Below are 17,081 nucleotides of genomic sequence, written 5' to 3' on the forward strand. Positions count from 1 at the left end.
CATTAACCTCCGTGAAAGGACAACACTAATGACTGAACCACTAATGCCCAGCCATTCGCTAGGACGAAAAGCAACAATTTAAGGGGCAAAGAAATCAAGGTCGGCGGTACCATCATCATGCCCATCGACATCAAGATGGTCGCCACTACCATATCAATGACCACAAACGGAATGTAAATATAGACCCCAATTTCAAATGCCGTCTTCAACTCCGAAATGATAAACGCCGGAATTAACGCAATGGTCGGAACGCCCTTGAGACTATGCGGCGGCTTCACATGGTCCATACTCAAAAACATGGCTAAATCCGATGTTCGCGTTTCATGATACATAAACACCCTCAAGGGATTCAGCGCCCGAGTGCCCGCAGCCGTGAGGGAAATATGCCCCGCAAGGTAGGGATGGAGTGCTTGGTGATTAATCGCTGAAAAAGTTGGCGCCATAATAAAAAAGGTCAAAAATAATGCTAGCCCCACTAGCACCTGACTGGGGGGTGTGGACTGTAGTCCGAGGGCACTTTGCACAAAGGATAGCACCGTAATGACCCGTGTAAAGGCGGTCATGGTGAGCAAAATCGCCGGCACGAACGAAATGATAGTGAGAAGCGCCAACACCCCAATCGTTTGACTGGGCGATGAACTATGCCCCGAATTAATGGAGATCGACGGAATTCCAATACTCTGTGCCCAAACGGGAGAAGACGCCAAGAACACCATCGCCACGGCCAAAAATGGAACAGACCAACGCAAGATGCGACGCTTCATTGCTTTCCATCCCGTCTCAATCGCTTAATCATCTCTTCAGCAAATTGGGAAATCGAGGGAGGAGACGCCATCGGATCGGCCACTGCAGAAGCTCGTTCCGCCATGGCACCCGGCTCCACCTCCATAAGGAGGGAAATCCCGTTATCAGTGACCCCCAGCACCACCGTGCGATCGACCACTTGTACCAAAGCAATCCCCCGTTTAGGTCCCATACTGAGGTAGTCAATCTGATTTATATACCGAGATGGACTCGACTTGCCGAAGCCAATCTTCTTCAGCATGCGCACAGCAACATACGCTAAGGCCAGTACCAACAACATGGCCCAAAGAAACCGCAGGAAAAGTCCAACGGACGACATTGAGAAAAGCCCCCAATCTTTCTTGGCCATTATAAAAACTGTCCCTGTGGAATAGGAAACTTCAAGGGCTATTTTAAAGCAGAAAAGCGCAGGTTTATTCTTCCAATAAACTTGACAAAGAGGTGAATTCATGATCATCGCCACGGAATGGATGGATCAAATCGGGCAAGAGAGGCTCCGAATGCTGCATTATGAAAGCCTCTATGCGCCGGACCTTTGGCAGCACCAGGACGCCCTCGGGGCTATGCTCAGGAAGGCCACCGCTCTCGTGATCCGCAATCGCACCGCCATCACGTCTGATCTCCTGGATCAAGCTCCCCACCTCCGGGTGATCGGGCGCCTTGGTGTCGGTCTCGATAATATTGACCTTGCCGCCTGCCATGCTCGCGGCATCCATGTCGTCTATGCGCGCTCTGCCAATGCCATTGCCGTGGTGGAATACGTAATGGGAGCCCTGCTGTACAGCGTTCGTCCATGGCTGCGCTGGTCAGACGATACCAAAGCCGGGAACTGGCAGCGTAGTCTCGGGGGTCGAGAACTCTACGGGAAGTCTCTCGGTATTGTGGGCCTCGGGGACATCGGAAGCCGAATTGCGCGCATGGCTCGCTTCTTGGGGATGAGAGTGCAGTGCTATGATCCTCACGTCGCACCATTTCATCCCCTCATTGTTGACGGCACAGTACAAGCCTCTTTGACCTTAGAAGCGCTCTTGGCCACGGTTGACGTCCTCAGTCTGCACGCCCCATTACGGTCTGACACCTATCATCTATTAAACAAAACCACCATCCCGTTAATGAAATCAGGAATGGTGGTCATTAATACCGCCCGAGGGGCGCTCATTGATGAAAATGCTCTGCGAGAGGCCCTCATGGCCCACGTCCTCAAAGCGGTGTTTCTCGATGTTCGAGAAATCGAACCTCCGCTTCAACCTGACCCGCTAGCCGCTTTTCCAGAAGTCTACCTCACGCCCCATATCGCGGGCCTCACTCAAGAAGCCATGGAACGCACAACCCACCTGGTGTTAGATGACGTCATGCGAGAACTGCACGGTCAGCCCCCCCGTTCTCCGGTGCGATGAACGGCCAAACGATCTGATTAGGCGTCTAATGCCAGTGCAATGAACCCCTTAGCGCCTGCCGCTAAGCCACGCTCATCCACAATGAGCCCCGCTGAGTGCAGGCCCGTCGTAAACGCTTCCCCCTGGATTCCGACATTCAAGCACACACCCGGGACCTTTTCAGCGACATACGCAAAGTCTTCCACCCCAAGTGTGGGCGGGATTTCTTGCACCGCGTCCTCCCCCAAAAGAGTGCTCACCGTGTGGCGGACTCTCCGAGCCCAGGGAACGTCGGCCACCAAAGGTGGATAGCCCGCTTCAATATGCAGTGCAACCTGTGCCCCGTACATGGCAACAACCCCACGGACCACTTCTTGAAAGCGCGATACTGCCCGTTGCCGCGACTGAGGCGTCATGGTACGGATGGTCCCGGTCAACGTCACCCGATCGGCAATGATGTTTTCCCGATATCCTCCATGAATCGTACCCACACTAATTACCAAGGCATCAAATGGGTCTTGCTCACGGCTGACAATCGCTTGTATGGCTTGAATCACGGATGCCGCCACAAAAATCGCATCGACGCCGACGTGCGGCGTCGATCCATGGCCACCGCGTCCAATAATAGTGAGTTCAAAATCATCACAAGCTCCCATACTCGGCCCCTCGCGAAGACCAATCACCCCATAAGGCAGTTCGGAACTGACATGAACCATGGCCGCCTCGGAGACTGGCGGGTCAGATAAGATGCCTTGCTCAATCATCGGAACCGCGCCACCGGGTCCTTCTTCGGCGGGTTGAAACATGAGTACCACTGGGCGCTTGAGTTCCTTCCGATGGGCTGCAATGTAACGGGCCGCCCCTAGCAACATGGCCGTATGGCAATCGTGTCCACACGCATGCATCACCCCAGGTACTAAAGACTTAAAGGGCAAATCATTCTCTTCGGCAATCGGAAGTGCGTCCATGTCGGCGCGTAACAACAACGCTGGCCCCTTTTTCTCTTGCCCGATCACGGCCTTCACGCCATAGGCAATTGGACGCGAATGCAAAACCCCGATTGTATCCAATGCCGCTTCTACTGTGAGCTGTGTTTGCATGGTCTCGAGTCCCATCTCAGGATGCCGATGGATTGTCCGTCGAATCTCAATCATCCAAGGCTCAATCTCGTCCCATAAATGCTGGTCGAATTCCATAGCTAATCCCCTTTTCCCAAGTCCCCGAAAGATACACCAAAGGGGAGGGCCGCTGTCCTCCCCGGATGTCGTTGCTAATTATATTTAATGCGCGGATCAATGAGACCGTAGAGCAAGTCGGCAAATAGGTTGCCGAGAATCGTAAGAACACCGGTAATGACCACAATCCCGAGAATAATCGGGTAGTCGCGTTGGTTCGCCGCATTCCAGAACAAGAGGCCCATTCCGGGATAATTAAACACCACTTCCACATAGAGAGCGCCCGCGAAGAGATTCGGCAGTGAAAATCCTAAGAGCGTAATAAGCGGCAAGATGGAATTTCTTAGCCCATGCTTCATCAACACCAGCGACTCTTTGACCCCTTTTGAACGGGCAGTGCGAATGTAATCCTGAACCAACACTTCTTCCATCGAACTACGCATATACTGCGCCCATCCCGCAATGGTCCCAATAACAATGGTAATGACGGGAAGAGTGGTATGGGCAATCCATGAGCCAATTCCCGGATTGGGATTCATGGGATTACTCAACCCTCCCGAGGGGAACCAACTGAAGTGGACCGAGAACAGCAAAATGAGGATAATGCCCAACCAAAAAATCGGCATCGCATAAAAGAAATAGGTGACGGCGGTCATCGCGTAGTCAAACCAACTGTTGTGGTAGTAGGCTTGAATACTTCCGAGAATCACCGATCCCAAGTGAGCGACCAGCACCCCAATCCCTACAATCGCGAGCGTCCGCGGCATGTTAATGGCAATAAGCTTTAACACCGGCTCGTTATAAAAATAGGACTCTCCAAAGTTTCCACGGATAATCTGGCTAAGCCAAATGACATACTGTTCAAAAATCGGTTTGTTTAACCCATAGATACGATTCACTTCCGCAATCTTCTGCGGTGTAGCCCGGGCGCCGAGCATTGCCTGCGCCGGCCCACCAGGGACAATGTGGACTAAAAAGAATCCGATGATGGTAATACCTATCATCGCCGGTATGGCTTGAATGAAACGGTAGATGATAAATCGTGCCACGATATCCCTCCTTACTTCCGTAGACGCGGATCGTAGGCCTGCCGCAGAGACACCCCGATAAAGTTCACGCAAAGTTCGACCAATAATATAGCGATCCCCGGTGGATAGATGAGCCACCAGGCATTTTGAAACATGTAGGTCATACTATCGGAGAGCATCTCTCCCCAGTTCGGTGTCGGCGGAGGAAGTCCCAGCCCTAAGAAGCTCAGTCCGGCGACAGTCAAAATAGCGTTCGCCACCTGCAAGGTGGTCGCCACCATCACTACCCCTAGCACGTTCGGCAATAAATGCCGCAACATAATACGAAAATTACCCGAACCGAGCGCCCGAGCCGCTTCAACATACTCCCGGTTCTTCAGAGAGAGTACTTCTCCCCGCACTAGACGGGCGACACCAAACCAGGACACGGCGGCAATTACGAAGACCAATAACAGCGCGCTCGGTCGAAAGACCGAATCCAGGAAGAGCAATAAGAAAAGACTCGGGATAGCGTACAAGACATCCACCACACGCATCATAATGACATCAGTGGCGCCACCCAAAAATCCGCTAGTAAGCCCGAAGACCACACCAATCAACATGGTCACAAAAGCCGCAGCAAATCCCACCTCGAGCGAGAGCTGGCCACCAATCATGAGACGGATCAGAACATCTCGTCCCAAACTATCGGTCCCCAAGAGATGTTTAGCGCTCGGTGCGGCCAAGGCATCATTGAGATTGGGCGCATAGGCACTCACATGGTAGAAGATAGGGCCTGCAAAGGAAAAAAGAATGAGGATTACAAGAACAATAACCCCGAACCACGCCAAAGGATTCTTCCAAAATGTTCGCCATTCTCGTGAAGCGCTACGGCGCTCCATAAGTTTCGAAGATGGGGGACTGGGTTTCAACTCAGCTGTCGCCATAACCGCCCTCCTAGTATAAGAATCAACACGCCGGACCAAGTTGGTCCGGGTGGCCGTCAAACCATCAACGTCTTCGCGAAAAGAAGTGATACAGTAGTTCTTTTCCTTCCTAAAGCATGTCACTGTATTCGCGATCAGGCGGGATAATTCCTGTCACTCCATCGGCCAAATCTCAAAAAAACCGCTCTCAAATTCCGGTAATTGTGATGCTTTTCTGCGAAGTCCTATTTACCATAGTTATAATACAAATCGCTTCGAAGGAGACAATTCGCCATCAACAAGAAATCTCCTGCTTTTAGAATTGACGACGCTCTTAAGGTCCGTTCACTTAATAGCCCTGGCCGCGTTGAATACCCTTTAAAACACCATTTGACCCTGAATAGGAAAGCCATGGCGGACGCAAGAGCAGCGTCTTCTCGGCCCGTATAATAGCAGCAGCCGTGTCGTCGCATGGTACTCCCTCGCATTTTATCGAGAAGGATCGACCCATCACAGGATTGAAAGTGATGGCCAGAGTTCACATTTTTCTCGTTCACGACCGTGACGCATTGCTCGTCTTGCGATCGAATACGGGATACGAAGACCGCTACTAGCGTGTACCAGCGGGTCACATTGACGGAGGCGAACCGTCATTGAGGAGCTGCATCAAGGTGACCAGTTGCCATGGTAGGCCATGTCAGCTCTCCCCGATAACGTGATTCGGTATGTGAAACACGCTTTGCACAGTTACCAAGAAGGGCCGTGGTAGTTTATGAAATATGAGTAAAATGCATGTCCTGCCAAAAAGCATTGGTACACCGTAGTCCCTCTTGATATCACCCCGCGGGTTCTATACCATGGCTCAGGAGCAATTCACCTCGCCACCGACACCAGGATTTTTCCTAAATGGACAGCCAAGCCTCGCACTGCTGATGCGGGGAGCTAAAGATTCTGGTTTTAAGATACTAAGTGTCCGTCGATAATCCCGGCGAATGCCGTTGGTGGCGGCGACGCAGGCCGAGTGCCATAAGTACCAACAACGGAAAGATCACAAGATAGCATGTCACGGCAAAGATGCCCCAGGTTTGAAATACGTGTACTAGCACCACCACATTGCCAAAGGTTTGTGCCACAATGAAAATGGCAACGCTCACCGCGATGACGACCCAATGATAGCGTCCGACTAACACATGTTGTTTGGACGGAAGAGACACCTCGTAGGCGACATACCAAAGACGAAGACCGATAAATGCGAGGATGAAAAGCCCCCATAAGACCACCACCAGAAGCCCCAATTTACTAATGAAAAATCCCCGCGCATTAGCGAGGCGCAACGCCGAAACTGGTGGCCATTGCATCAATGACACCGCAGATGGGCCTTCCGTCCCGACCACAATCGCGAGCCCAAAAAGAAAAACACCAACCGTTCCAAGATACATCCGGGTAGCATAGGTGAGTGCGGCTTGTCGACGCTCCGGTCGTACCACGGGATAGAGACCGAGAATGGTATCAAACGAGAAATAGATATAGGAACTATGGTAGGCGCCGAGTGCCAGCGCATCGACCTTGATATGAGTCGAAGGAACAAGCGCCCAAAGAAAGTGCAGTTCATGGACGACCAAGAAGCCGATCATGATCGAGCCTACCAGACTGGGTAAAAAGACCGTCTCGATGGTCCGAGCCACAACGGCAGCGCCATACCAGGCCATGTACCCTGCCGTGAGCATCAGCGCCGCTTCAATTGCCCATATGGGAGTTCCCGGCAAAAAAAAGGTACGCATGACCTGGCCGAAGTTGGCCAGTGCCGAGGCTGCCAAAAGCACCCCAATGCTAAATCGGATCAGTCGCAAGGGAAGGGCTCCCACGGGAGTAAACAAGTCACTTAACAGGGGTCCAATCGGCTGGTCTCCCATTTGCAACGCGAGGTGCATATAGAGCTTTAAGATGCCGAAGAAGACCAAACTCAAGAGAAGCAATGACCACAGCGCCTCGCCATCCGAAAAGTCCATCAATTCCCGTGGAAATTGAAAGACTCCGAGTCCAATATAGCTCGCAATCATGGCCGTCGCAAATTGCCATGCGTTAATGGTTTCCACGAGCGCCTCCTAGTTCGAATCACCGACGTTACGCAAATGAAAATTCACGTGCACTACCACGTCTGCGGTACGATAGACCTTTTCCCATACTGGAAGATACCGCCACTGGGGTTCCTTTCGCCAAATGAGCGGCCCAAGAAAGTCCGTGGGATCCGATCCATGTTGCTGAACACTCACCAAGGCCGAGAGAATTTGCTGCGAGAGAAATTGATTGGTGTGGCTCTGGATCCATTGCACCAGCGCCGGTGTCAGCGCAGGTCCGGTCCAAGTATCCAGTGTGCCCGTGATATTTAGATTCATGCAGAGGGTGAGTTTCCCATTGTCCAGAGTGGCCTTTTCACTCGGTGACGCCGTCATCGTGCGAACGCCAATGCGATCGCCCCCCGCCATATAGCTCACGTAACCCCTTCCGGTGCGCCCAAGAGTATATCCCAATAACATGCTTTGTCTTGGAGGAAGAATTTCGGCCGGAATGAGTCCGCGATACACCATAATCTGATCGGTCACAAACCCTTTGGGCCCTATCGTGACGTATGGCATCCATGCACTATCCCCAGGGGTCGGAAGCGCCACCTCCAGATCCCATTGGTGCTGACGATATGTCACGGTTTCACAATTATTACAGCTGAATCCTTGCACCAAATCCATGACCGGTAATGCCCCGTTACTGGGATTTACCGAAAAGAGTGCCTTCACAGAAGGAGTCCCCACCACATAGGCGGTCTTATCCATCGGTCCCATGCGGGTCAAAAAATCGTCGATAGTCCCCATTTGACTCTGGCTGAGTCGCGGGGAAAAGGCCAAAATCTGAATTTGTCCTAAGTATACTTCGCTTTGCACCTGTCCTTGAATGCGGGCGAGAGCACTCCCGGGCGTCATTCCAGTAGCGGATACGCTATAGCTCGGCGGACTAGTGGATCCACTAGACCCGGAAGACGCTCCTGCACCCGTGAGAGTGGTGAGCCCGGATCGGGTCGGAAACTGCAGGGTGACGCGAATCTTCGCTTGGGGCGCCGGAGAAAATCCCATGGCCAGCGCCAGTGCGCGATACTCTACGGGCCGATCACTCCAGCAACCCGAAAGAAGAGACATCATCAATGAAAGCATAGACACTATGACAAGCTTCGAGGGCCACCTCACCGCCGATACCTCTGTTGCACACGATGCAAGTCAAAATTGGAGTGCACTGGATCAGAAACCCCTTGCCGAGGGTCCAACGTCCTCAGAGTTCGTGGGCGTAAAAGAAGGTCCGGGAAGGGCAATCGAATCCAAGAATCCTTCAAATCTCGTAGGCGAATCGGAGCCAGCGGCGCGAAATAGGGGACGCCAAAATTCTCTAAGGAATTGAGGTGGGTAATGAGTACCACGCTAAAAAGCACGATCCCATAAATCCCAAAGAGCCACGACGCACCGATATAAAACCAAAACAGCCACCGCCAGGTCGACGCTAATTCGATGGCGGGCACGGTATAAAGTCCTAAGGCGGTAATCGTGACAATGATAATCATTATGGCATCAATGAGTCCCGCTTTCACAATCGCCGTCCCCACGACTACCGCTCCCACAGTCCCAATCGTGGTCGCCATTTGCTGGGGTAAGCGGTTCGCGGCTTCTCGCAGAATTTCGATAATAAACCACATAATCATCACTTCAATGACGGGAGGAAACGGCATCCCTTGACGGGCCCCAGTCACTGTTAGGAGCAGCTTTAATGAAAAGAGATCCGGATTCACCGAACTCAAGGCAATATAAAGTGGCATCAAATAAAGGCCCACTAATAGTCCCGCCAGTCGTACGATACGTACCAAGGTCGCATCCCAAAAGGGGAACGCATAATCTTGGGTGGTCTGATAAAAATCCATCAGCGTATTGGGCAAAACCAACGCCGTCGGATCGTTGGCCGTTAAGATGGCAACTTTGCCCTGTGAGAGGTTTCGAGCGACTAAGTCCACCCGATCGCTCATCCGCAATTGCGGAAAAATGGTGATGCGCCGATCCGCAAGATATTCCCCGACTTCATTGCTGGTTTGAACCGAAGCCCGGGATATCGCGCCCATGCGCTTTTTGATGGCATCCACGATGGCAGGATTGGCCACATTCCTGACATAGCAAACTAACACGGTGGTATGACTCTCCGTACCAATCGTGAAGGGTTCAAATTGCAGACTAGGTGCCGGTAACCGCCTTCGCAATTGATTCATCTGCGTGAGCAGCACTTCGGTGAAGGCTTCTTGAGGTCCTTTAATGGATGGCTCCGATTCCGAGCGACCAATGTTGCGAGAAGGAAATTTGACGGAATCCAGCATTAAGCATTGGCCACACCATCAATGAAGAGAAGGGTCATCCCTAATAGCATCGAGGGCATAATGTCCGCCCATTTGGTCCCGATTTTGACGTGACCTACGGCGAGAAAGTGATAATGAATAGCGTCAAACAGCGCCTTTGGACTCACTTCTTGAGGAGTGGCAAGTTCCATCATCATGAGCGTATCACGATCAACAATCGCGTTATCCACCTGGCCATCGTCAAAGACAATCATGGCCGGCCATCGGCCTTGCCCGAGTTGAAAACGTCGTATGATGATGTCCGGTGACTCTCCTAGGGTGGATTTAAGGAGATTATACGCCTCATCAAGCGAACCACTATAAGATGCCACCGATCCGGTCTGGGCCTCTTCTTCTAATAGGGCATCAAGCCACTGAACCATGCTTTGACTGGATTGCGTCAAATCCTTTAATGTTTCGTTATAGGCTGTGCCCTTTTGGTTGAACGTAGAGGACTTGGATGGCTTTTTCAACGAATCTCCTTTCCCCGCGAAGACAACCTCGCGCCTTGGACAGTGGAAGTTACACCGCAGCCGCTCTAGCGATGGAGCTCTCATCCAGCGCCCACGCCACCAGAATCCAAAGCGGCGCGGTATTAAGCATCAGGCCGAATTGGGGTAGAAGGCCAAAGTCTTGATTAATCCACCAAAATAAAAATAAAATCACCAGTACAAAGTAGCGGCTCCCCGTCACGCCAAAGAAGACTGTGACGCCCACCACCGCAATGCCTACCATCAAACACAAGTTCGCTAACACCGGATCGAATGTCGCCCATCGTCCGATGCCCTCAATCACTCTAGTAATCACCGCGGGCTGCGGAAAGGAGGGCGATACCATATAAAGCGCTGCCTGCCGGTGGGAACGAAAAAAGAGGACCTGCCAAACACACCCGACTCCCCACATGAGTCCCCACACCAGCCGTCCGCGGCGTAAGAACATCCTCTCGCTAAAGCGGTCGTACGGGATTAATAGCAAAATCGCGACGGCCGCAACCAAAAATCCTCCCGGAATCCCCGACACCATGGCATTGCGGGAACCGAGTAAAAAACCCAGCCCTTCCGGAAATATGGCTATGATAAGCCCCCAGAGTGCCGTGGCGACCATGGTGACTTTTCCGAGCAGGGTTGCGCGCTCGGTGAGGAGAAATATCCCCAAGACCGCTTGAATCATGAAACTTAAAATGTTGTAGGTAATGGGATGAAGGGCAAAAAAACCGACCCACGCCCTTTCTAAGCCTGCCCCGATTCCCGGGGCATGCATGATCCCTAGCATCTTTAGAAGAGTCTCTTTGTGTTCTAGTGCCAGTTGGGGTGGAATCTGTACCAAACCGGAGAGTAAGAGGTATCCCCCGAGCCCCCACCATAAAATGGTTTGAGATTTCGACAATTGAGGCTTGGCCTTTTTCTGACTCGGGTGGTCTGAGAACCACGGCATGAGCGCTTCATAGAGAAATACGCTGCCAAACTTAAAGACGACACCCGCGCCATACAAGATGGCTGCCCAAAGCAGTGCATCGTAATAAAAACTTGCCGTGTATGACACCCGTCATGCCTCCCTGCAAAAGAAGCATGTAACTAATCGTCATAAGTTATTCCTATGACAGCACGGCAAATTTTTGTGCACAGCACCTCGGAGCGAACATGATATGATGGGGCGTGGAAAGGATAGTGACTTCATCGTGAACACGAGACGTCTGTCGTGGATGATTCCATTAACGACTTTAACGGTATTAATTGCGGGTTGCGGAGCATCACCTGTGGCGGTGTCACGCCATTCGGCCAAAACGCGTGTCGAATCGCATCACAACACTCTCTCTTTAGGGCCCACCGTGTTATCAACCAACGTCGCTTGGCAGCTCAATAGCCCAGGCTCAGGTGCTCCCCGAGAAGAATTTAGTATCGAGTCGATTGACGGAGCACGCATTTCCATTGATGTCTATGTCAGCGAATTTGGCACTCTTAATGAAGGCATATTGCGAGGCACGCGCACGTCTCCTAAGAAGTTACAACTTCGTGGTTCTCTCGAGGAAGGAACGCTGTCGGGAACCACCAAGTCCATTCCAATGCATCTTTCTCTGCAGCCGATTAATGCTCATACCCTGTGGGTCAGTCAATATATCCAAGGAAACAAAGCGGAAACGTATAGCCAAATGCCCTTTACCAATACCCTGCAATAGGGCTACATACTATCCCATGGTGATAAACGCAATAAAAAACGGCCCCAAAAAGGCTTTGAGGCCGCTTGTGATGAAGTGCTTATGCTTGAATCGCGTTCACCAAGGTACTATCTAGGGTTTGCGCGACCGAAATAACTTTAGAATTAGCTTGATAGCCTTGCTGGGCAATGATCATATTCACAAACTCATTGGCGAGGCTCACGTTAGATCCCTCCAACTCCCCGGCCGCAATACTCCCCAATTGGCCCGTCGACGCCGTACCGACTTGCGGATTCCCGGAGTCCGGAGATTGTTGCCACAAGGTATTACCAATATTGAGTAACCCTCCCGGATTGGTAAAGTTGGCTAGCGCCACTTGTCCTAAAACCTGGGTCTGGCCATTGGAAAAACTCCCGGTAATAGTTCCATCAGAACCAATGGTAAAATTCTCAAGCGTACCGGCTGGGTTGCCATTCGCTGTCGCTTGGATGCTGGTCGACATCGCAAATCCGGTGAGGTTCGCGAAACTCGAACTCGCCAAAGGGAATGAAATAGCGGCTGAACCATCTGTAGGGGTAATGCTGATGTTACCTGAACTCGTATACGTAGGCGGGGTGCTGGCAAAACTCAATGTCCCAATCTGGCCACCGTTAGTTGCGGTACTCGAACCGGGTAGCTGATAGCTATAACTGACCGACCAACTCGTGCCCCCACTCGTAGGATTAGCATTGGTAAAGGTCAGTGTCACCGGAATCTCATTCCCTTGGGAATCGTAAATGGTCACTGGCACCGTATCACTGGCGTCCTGACTATCCAGGTTGCCCGACAGGGCGATGGGCACGGCCGGTGCGGCGGCAGTACCGGCATTAGTCGCGGTAGCGGCCTGCGTTTCATTGGGTGTAATCGTAATCGGGACCATGTTCGTCGCCGTCTGTCCGTTACTCGCGACGGTGGTGGGACTCCATCCCAGCACCTTGTCGCCTGAGGGGTCCACCATATTTCCGTTCGCATCCATACTAAAATCGCCTGCTCGGGTATAGGCGAGTCCCCCACCGGAGGTTTGGACCACAAAATATCCGTTCCCTTGCACCGCCAGATTGGTGTTAATGCCGGTCGACTGCAATGTCCCTTCACTAGTATTCACTTGCACATCGGCCACATTGACGGCCCCTCCTGCGGCCAACTGTTCCGGATCAATACCACCGAGATTGGCTGTCGGCGCCGAGGCGCCAGACACGGTTTGCTGCAGTGCCTGCGAAAAGTTCATCGAACTCGCTTTATACCCCACAGTCTCCGAGTTGGCGATATTTTCTGCCACCACACCCAGTAGCGATTGGTTGGCATTTAATCCAGAAATCGCTGCGTACATACTACCTGCCATGATATTGGCCTCCTCTGGTTATTGGTCCGTATTCTGTATAAGACTCCAGTGGACTGGCGTTGGTTGTCCCCCGTCGGTCGGTCGGGGGGACGAAGCGCCCTCAGATGAGGCCCCGCCTACTAAGACCATCGCGTCCACTTCGGAAATCACTTGCATCGGTTGTGCACTCTCTTTCGGTACTGTGGTAATCACCGTATTGCTCCCCGGAGCGACAATAAAAATCCCCGAATCCATCACAATGGCTGCCTTATTCGCCCCAGTGGTCCGTGCCTTACCCATCGCCTCTTCTAAAAGTGCCATGTCCTTCTGCGAAAGATTAATGTGACGTTCCTGCATTCGAGCTGCCGCGTGACGACTAAATGTCACCTTCTGCTGCACCAGTTCCTGAAATCCCGAAGCCGCCTTTGGCTCGGTATTGACCGGGCTCGACCCACTAATCGCGCCAATGCTGTTAATCGTGCTCATGACGAGGCTTCACTGATTCCCGTGATGTCGCTTGATGTCACCGAACCGATGCCTTTCACTTCATAGGAAAGGCCTCCGGACGTCGAGGTGACCGCGGTCACGGTTCCGGTACCGGAGCTAGTGGTGACGGTTTTTCCAATCATTTGACTAGCATTCACCAAGGAATTTCCTTGCAGTGACGTTAAAATATTGTTCAACGTCGAAGTCTGGCTGGTCGTGGCTGATAGCTGCGAGAACTGCGCCAACTCGGCCACAAACTGGGTATTGTCCATGGGTTGTAGAGGATTTTGGTATTGAAGTTCCGCTGACAGTAACGTCAAAAATGCTGACTCCCCCAACTGCGACGTCGCACTGGTTGAAGACTGACTACTAGTCGTCGTGCTCGTACTCGTCAAACCGCTCAAAAGGCTGGTGGTCGATGGGGTAGTATTCACGCTATTCACGGTACTCGCTGAAAGAGGACTCACACTCACTACACTCTCTCCTTTCTCTTAAAAATCTTTTACACCCGATAGTCGATGCCTTGCAGCAACGCCCCACTCCCGGCCACCGTATCGGTCACGCTACTCGACGATCCCGATTGTCCATAGGCGGATCCCTCTCCCGAATACCCACCGCCCGATGGCGTATAACCATTTCCTGACATCTGGGATGAGCCTCCCTGTGCCGTCAACGAGAACTGCAATGTCGAAACGCCCTCCGGTAGATGAACCGCCTGGTGCGGAAGCGCTGTCGGACTCATATTGAACATCCCGAGGCTTTCCGAATTGACCGTAAGATTCGCTTTGAGGTTGGATCCTTGTTGAGTCAGATCCATTTTCATCGCCGGTCCCATCGCCAAAGGCGGCCGAATTGTCCAGGTTGACTGCTTAATTCCCCCTTGATTGCTCCCCCCCGTCGATTGGATGGTCCAACCTGGAGGCTTCGATGTCGCGGCAGTGGCATCTTTCGTGGGATCCGATGACACCTGCGTCGATCGACTGCGCGACACGACACTACCCACGTGTCCCAACGAGGACCCCACTGGCGTCCCACTACCCGATGGTGCCGTAACGGTTTGCGATCCCGACGTAGACGGAGTGCCACTATTGGTTGTGGACGCATTCCCTTTATCTAGCGACGGCTTCTTTGGGGATACCGTCTCAGCGCGAGCCTTCTTATCTGGGGTTTCTGACATCATTTTGGCCCTCATTGCGGCATCCTGAGAAGGCGTGTCCTCGATTGGTGGCGTCATGGACGTCGCAGCAGGTTTCGATGAAGAGGTCGGAACAGATCCCTTTGATGCCCCTTTTAGAACGCCATTCACGGTACTCTTCATGATGGTCACGGGCGACTTCAGCGATGGCTGTTTTTCTGCCAATGTCATCTTGGAAAGAGACACGCCCGTTCCTTTAGATGTTTTTACCCCCTTGGGGGACCGAGATATTAAGCGCGAACCGGACATCGTGGACACTGTCACTTGGGACTGCGTGGTTTTCACCGACGCCGTGTCCTCGTTAAGGGCGGATAGGGTATGGTTCGAGGACACATTGAGTACACCACCTAAAACCATGGCATCCTGAGGTGTGTTCTTCTGCTGTTTCTTAGACGCCTTTGTTGTCTTCTGCCTAGACGTTGTGACAGGCTTTTTGTCTGAGGATCCAACCTTTTCAGACGCTGCCTCGGTTGCACCTTTGAGCGTCTTATGAAATCTTGCGGTCGTCGACTGACCGCTCTCGCTGGATGGCAGCGATGTTGCTGCACTGGTTGTAGGAGTATCAATGGACACGAGACTTACTAGCATTTTTTCACCTCCTTTCAATGCCGTGATAAAAAATCTTAACCTGTGACTTGCGAGCGGGCATGCTGACGGCGCAAATACTGTTCAAGCCAGGCCCTGTCATTGGCACTCATGTGTAGGTAATGGACAGCGGTTTCCCAACTTTCCCGTCCCCGTATTTCACGGGGTTTGGGTGCAACCCGCACCACCTTAGCAGCCATTTCGATAGTCCGTTGTTCAATACGTACTCTCATTTTCATTTCGAGCCCGTTCCATAATTTCACGCCACTGCGAAATCGCAGTCCCGTCAATGAAATATCCAGGGTGGTAGTCACCAAAAGCTCCGAATCCGGTCGCAAAAGACCGTACTCGACTGGCAAAACCGCCTTGATGCGATAGGATTTACGCAATTCCACCACCCGAGGCTTTCCTTCCATGTGCACAACCATAATCGGAATAGGGTCGAGAACATCGGTAATCAGCCCCTCTTGCTCATATAAAGCGTCATCCTCGCTCCATCGAAAAGGAACCTTTTGACCGGGCATCGGAGTCAGCTCCGTCTCGGCGTCATGCAGAGCATCGATGTAGACCTCATTGCGTACGCTGCGAATCACCCGGCTGGTGACGAGCCGATTTTGGTACACAATGTGGATGATTTGGTTCGGCTCTAGGCCCATGGTTCTTCCCCCTCTTGCAACATGCGCTGGGCTGCATTCCGCTGCATCATGTCTCTCATCTGCCTGCGCTGAGCCAATCGCTCTGCTGCTAGGCGACGGCGATTGAGGACTTCCGTCAACGCCTCCTTTCGGCGCGTCAGGCTGAGCAACAAATCTCGACAATCAGATATTCGCTCTACAACAAGAAAATCCTTTTCTTCCAAGATTTTCAGTTCACGTTGTGCACGCTCCCCATATTGCAACCATGCCGCAATTTGCTCCCCTTGTGCAAATCCGAACGCACTATTTCTTCCATGCAAATGCTCATGCCAATACTGCACTTGCATTTCGTAACGATGACGTTCTTCCAATAAGTCGGCCAGTTGACGCAATAACTCATCCATATCACGATTAATGAGGTCAACCAATGCTTCAATCATGCCAATTCCCTATCATGCCAGTTCCAATCCGGGCTCACTGGCGAGCAGTTCCGCCAACGACTGCAAGGCGTCCGATGGGTCAAAAAATTCATCTACCCCTTGCTGAAGCCAATGATTGAGCGGCTGTTCAACCCGCAAGGAGGCATCGAGGATAGGATCGGCTCCCGGGTGATAGGCCCCCAGCGCCACGAGGTCCGCATTCTTCTCTAATCGAGAGAGAATCCGCCGCGTACGCCGTGCCAACCCTTGATGCTCCTCATTCACCACCAACGGCATGACCCGCGACAAGCTTTTTAGAACATCAATAGCGGGAAAATGCGCCCGTTCTGCCAAATACCGAGAGAGGTAAAGGTTCCCGTCCAAGATGCCTCGCACGGCGTCTCCGATGGGGTCGGTCGGATCGTCGCCATCCAGCAGCACCGTGAAGAGTCCGGTAATGGTACCGTTGCCCCCCCCACCCCCCCCCGACACAAATGGGGGGAACACGGGGAAAAAACCATGGGGGGTACCCCCCCCC

17 protein-coding genes and 2 pseudogenes are annotated in these 17,081 nt (G+C 52.3%); 3 read left to right on the forward strand and 16 right to left on the reverse strand.

Annotation, left to right across the window (positions count from 1 at the left end):
- Nucleotides 1-2 precede the first annotated feature (2 nt).
- Both fliP and fliO read right to left on the reverse strand, forming a co-directional pair.
- The gene (fliP, locus tag ACOJWD_RS07050; protein ID WP_486992518.1) at nucleotides 3-764 is read right to left on the reverse strand and encodes a flagellar type III secretion system pore protein FliP; all 762 of its coding nucleotides are present in this window, start codon (nucleotides 762-764) and stop codon (nucleotides 3-5) included.
- The gene (fliO, locus tag ACOJWD_RS07055; protein ID WP_486992519.1) at nucleotides 761-1,123 is read right to left on the reverse strand and encodes a flagellar biosynthetic protein FliO; all 363 of its coding nucleotides are present in this window, start codon (nucleotides 1,121-1,123) and stop codon (nucleotides 761-763) included. Before fliO ends, fliP begins: the two co-directional genes overlap by 4 nt.
- 130 nt (nucleotides 1,124-1,253) lie before the next feature.
- On the opposite strand from fliO, the gene ACOJWD_RS07060 reads away from it, so the two are divergent.
- On the forward strand, nucleotides 1,254-2,201 hold the full coding sequence (locus ACOJWD_RS07060; protein ID WP_486992520.1) for an NAD(P)-dependent oxidoreductase: 948 nt from the start codon (nucleotides 1,254-1,256) through the stop codon (nucleotides 2,199-2,201).
- A 17-nt stretch (nucleotides 2,202-2,218) separates the two neighbouring features.
- On the opposite strand, the gene ACOJWD_RS07065 is transcribed toward ACOJWD_RS07060, so the two are convergent.
- From ACOJWD_RS07065 to ACOJWD_RS07095, 7 genes and pseudogenes are all read right to left on the reverse strand, one after another.
- Nucleotides 2,219-3,376, reverse strand: coding sequence for a M20 metallopeptidase family protein (locus tag ACOJWD_RS07065; protein WP_486992521.1), 1,158 nt, complete (start codon nucleotides 3,374-3,376; stop codon nucleotides 2,219-2,221).
- A gap of 74 nt (nucleotides 3,377-3,450) precedes the next feature.
- Complete coding sequence (locus ACOJWD_RS07070; protein ID WP_486992522.1) at nucleotides 3,451-4,404, reverse strand: ABC transporter permease; 954 nt, start codon at nucleotides 4,402-4,404, stop codon at nucleotides 3,451-3,453.
- 11 nt (nucleotides 4,405-4,415) lie between these two features.
- Complete coding sequence (locus ACOJWD_RS07075; protein ID WP_486992523.1) at nucleotides 4,416-5,309, reverse strand: ABC transporter permease; 894 nt, start codon at nucleotides 5,307-5,309, stop codon at nucleotides 4,416-4,418.
- Between the two features lie 944 nt (nucleotides 5,310-6,253).
- Nucleotides 6,254-7,384 carry a GerAB/ArcD/ProY family transporter gene (locus ACOJWD_RS07080; RefSeq protein WP_486992524.1) on the reverse strand — a complete coding sequence of 377 codons (1,131 nt, stop codon included), beginning with the start codon at nucleotides 7,382-7,384 and terminating at the stop codon, nucleotides 6,254-6,256.
- Between the two features lie 9 nt (nucleotides 7,385-7,393).
- Nucleotides 7,394-8,524 (reverse strand): Ger(x)C family spore germination protein, encoded by a 1,131-nt coding sequence (locus ACOJWD_RS07085; RefSeq protein WP_486992525.1) that lies wholly within the window; start codon nucleotides 8,522-8,524, stop codon nucleotides 7,394-7,396.
- Nucleotides 8,521-10,265 (reverse strand): annotated as a pseudogene (locus ACOJWD_RS07090) (spore germination protein). Before ACOJWD_RS07090 ends, ACOJWD_RS07085 begins: the two are co-directional and overlap by 4 nt.
- The gene (locus ACOJWD_RS07095; protein WP_486992526.1) at nucleotides 10,231-11,250 is read right to left on the reverse strand and encodes a hypothetical protein; all 1,020 of its coding nucleotides are present in this window, start codon (nucleotides 11,248-11,250) and stop codon (nucleotides 10,231-10,233) included. The pseudogene ACOJWD_RS07090 and the gene ACOJWD_RS07095 overlap by 35 nt, the downstream one beginning before the upstream one ends.
- A gap of 136 nt (nucleotides 11,251-11,386) precedes the next feature.
- Between ACOJWD_RS07095 and ACOJWD_RS07100 the strand changes: the two genes are divergently transcribed.
- Nucleotides 11,387-11,884, forward strand: coding sequence for a hypothetical protein (locus ACOJWD_RS07100; protein WP_486992527.1), 498 nt, complete (start codon nucleotides 11,387-11,389; stop codon nucleotides 11,882-11,884).
- Between the two features lie 79 nt (nucleotides 11,885-11,963).
- Here ACOJWD_RS07100 and ACOJWD_RS07105 read toward each other — a convergent pair whose 3' ends face one another.
- From ACOJWD_RS07105 to ACOJWD_RS07120, 4 genes are read right to left on the reverse strand one after another with little or no spacing between them, the layout of a single operon-like run.
- The gene (locus ACOJWD_RS07105) at nucleotides 11,964-13,244 is read right to left on the reverse strand and encodes a flagellar hook protein FlgE (RefSeq protein ID WP_486992528.1); all 1,281 of its coding nucleotides are present in this window, start codon (nucleotides 13,242-13,244) and stop codon (nucleotides 11,964-11,966) included.
- Nucleotides 13,245-13,262: 18 nt separating this feature from the next.
- Nucleotides 13,263-13,709 (reverse strand): flagellar hook associated protein, encoded by a 447-nt coding sequence (locus tag ACOJWD_RS07110; RefSeq protein WP_486992529.1) that lies wholly within the window; start codon nucleotides 13,707-13,709, stop codon nucleotides 13,263-13,265.
- On the reverse strand, nucleotides 13,706-14,182 hold the full coding sequence (locus ACOJWD_RS07115) for a flagellar hook assembly protein FlgD (RefSeq protein WP_486992530.1): 477 nt from the start codon (nucleotides 14,180-14,182) through the stop codon (nucleotides 13,706-13,708). The genes ACOJWD_RS07110 and ACOJWD_RS07115 overlap by 4 nt, the downstream gene beginning before the upstream one ends.
- Nucleotides 14,183-14,211: 29 nt before the next feature.
- Nucleotides 14,212-14,889, reverse strand: a complete 678-nt coding sequence (locus ACOJWD_RS07120) for a hypothetical protein (protein ID WP_486992531.1) — start codon at nucleotides 14,887-14,889, stop codon at nucleotides 14,212-14,214.
- Nucleotides 14,890-14,920: 31 nt separating this feature from the next.
- On the opposite strand from ACOJWD_RS07120, the gene ACOJWD_RS07125 reads away from it, so the two are divergent.
- Nucleotides 14,921-15,271, forward strand: a complete 351-nt coding sequence (locus ACOJWD_RS07125) for a hypothetical protein (RefSeq protein WP_486992532.1) — start codon at nucleotides 14,921-14,923, stop codon at nucleotides 15,269-15,271.
- Nucleotides 15,272-15,527: 256 nt separating this feature from the next.
- Here ACOJWD_RS07125 and ACOJWD_RS07130 read toward each other — a convergent pair whose 3' ends face one another.
- The 3 genes and pseudogenes from ACOJWD_RS07130 to ACOJWD_RS07140 form a co-directional block, all read right to left on the reverse strand.
- The gene (locus ACOJWD_RS07130; protein WP_486992533.1) at nucleotides 15,528-16,145 is read right to left on the reverse strand and encodes a PilZ domain-containing protein; all 618 of its coding nucleotides are present in this window, start codon (nucleotides 16,143-16,145) and stop codon (nucleotides 15,528-15,530) included.
- Nucleotides 16,136-16,564, reverse strand: coding sequence for a hypothetical protein (locus tag ACOJWD_RS07135; RefSeq protein WP_486992534.1), 429 nt, complete (start codon nucleotides 16,562-16,564; stop codon nucleotides 16,136-16,138). The genes ACOJWD_RS07130 and ACOJWD_RS07135 overlap by 10 nt, the downstream gene beginning before the upstream one ends.
- 12 nt (nucleotides 16,565-16,576) lie before the next feature.
- Nucleotides 16,577-17,081 (reverse strand): annotated as a pseudogene (locus ACOJWD_RS07140) (FliI/YscN family ATPase); the annotation flags it as partial.

This window comes from Sulfobacillus sp. TH-112, from assembly GCF_057473405.1.

Coding starts and splice junctions, on each gene's coding strand:
- fliP (WP_486992518.1), bottom strand. CDS start 764: ATGAAGCGTCGCATCTTGCGTTGGTCTGTTCCATTTTTGGCCGTGGCG.
- fliO (WP_486992519.1), bottom strand. CDS start 1,123: ATGTCGTCCGTTGGACTTTTCCTGCGGTTTCTTTGGGCCATGTTGTTG.
- ACOJWD_RS07060 (WP_486992520.1), top strand. CDS start 1,254: ATGATCATCGCCACGGAATGGATGGATCAAATCGGGCAAGAGAGGCTC.
- ACOJWD_RS07065 (WP_486992521.1), bottom strand. CDS start 3,376: ATGGAATTCGACCAGCATTTATGGGACGAGATTGAGCCTTGGATGATT.
- ACOJWD_RS07075 (WP_486992523.1), bottom strand. CDS start 5,309: ATGGCGACAGCTGAGTTGAAACCCAGTCCCCCATCTTCGAAACTTATG.
- ACOJWD_RS07105 (WP_486992528.1), bottom strand. CDS start 13,244: ATGGCAGGTAGTATGTACGCAGCGATTTCTGGATTAAATGCCAACCAA.
- ACOJWD_RS07110 (WP_486992529.1), bottom strand. CDS start 13,709: ATGAGCACGATTAACAGCATTGGCGCGATTAGTGGGTCGAGCCCGGTC.
- ACOJWD_RS07120 (WP_486992531.1), bottom strand. CDS start 14,889: ATGATGTCAGAAACCCCAGATAAGAAGGCTCGCGCTGAGACGGTATCC.
- ACOJWD_RS07130 (WP_486992533.1), bottom strand. CDS start 16,145: ATGGGCCTAGAGCCGAACCAAATCATCCACATTGTGTACCAAAATCGG.
- ACOJWD_RS07135 (WP_486992534.1), bottom strand. CDS start 16,564: ATGATTGAAGCATTGGTTGACCTCATTAATCGTGATATGGATGAGTTA.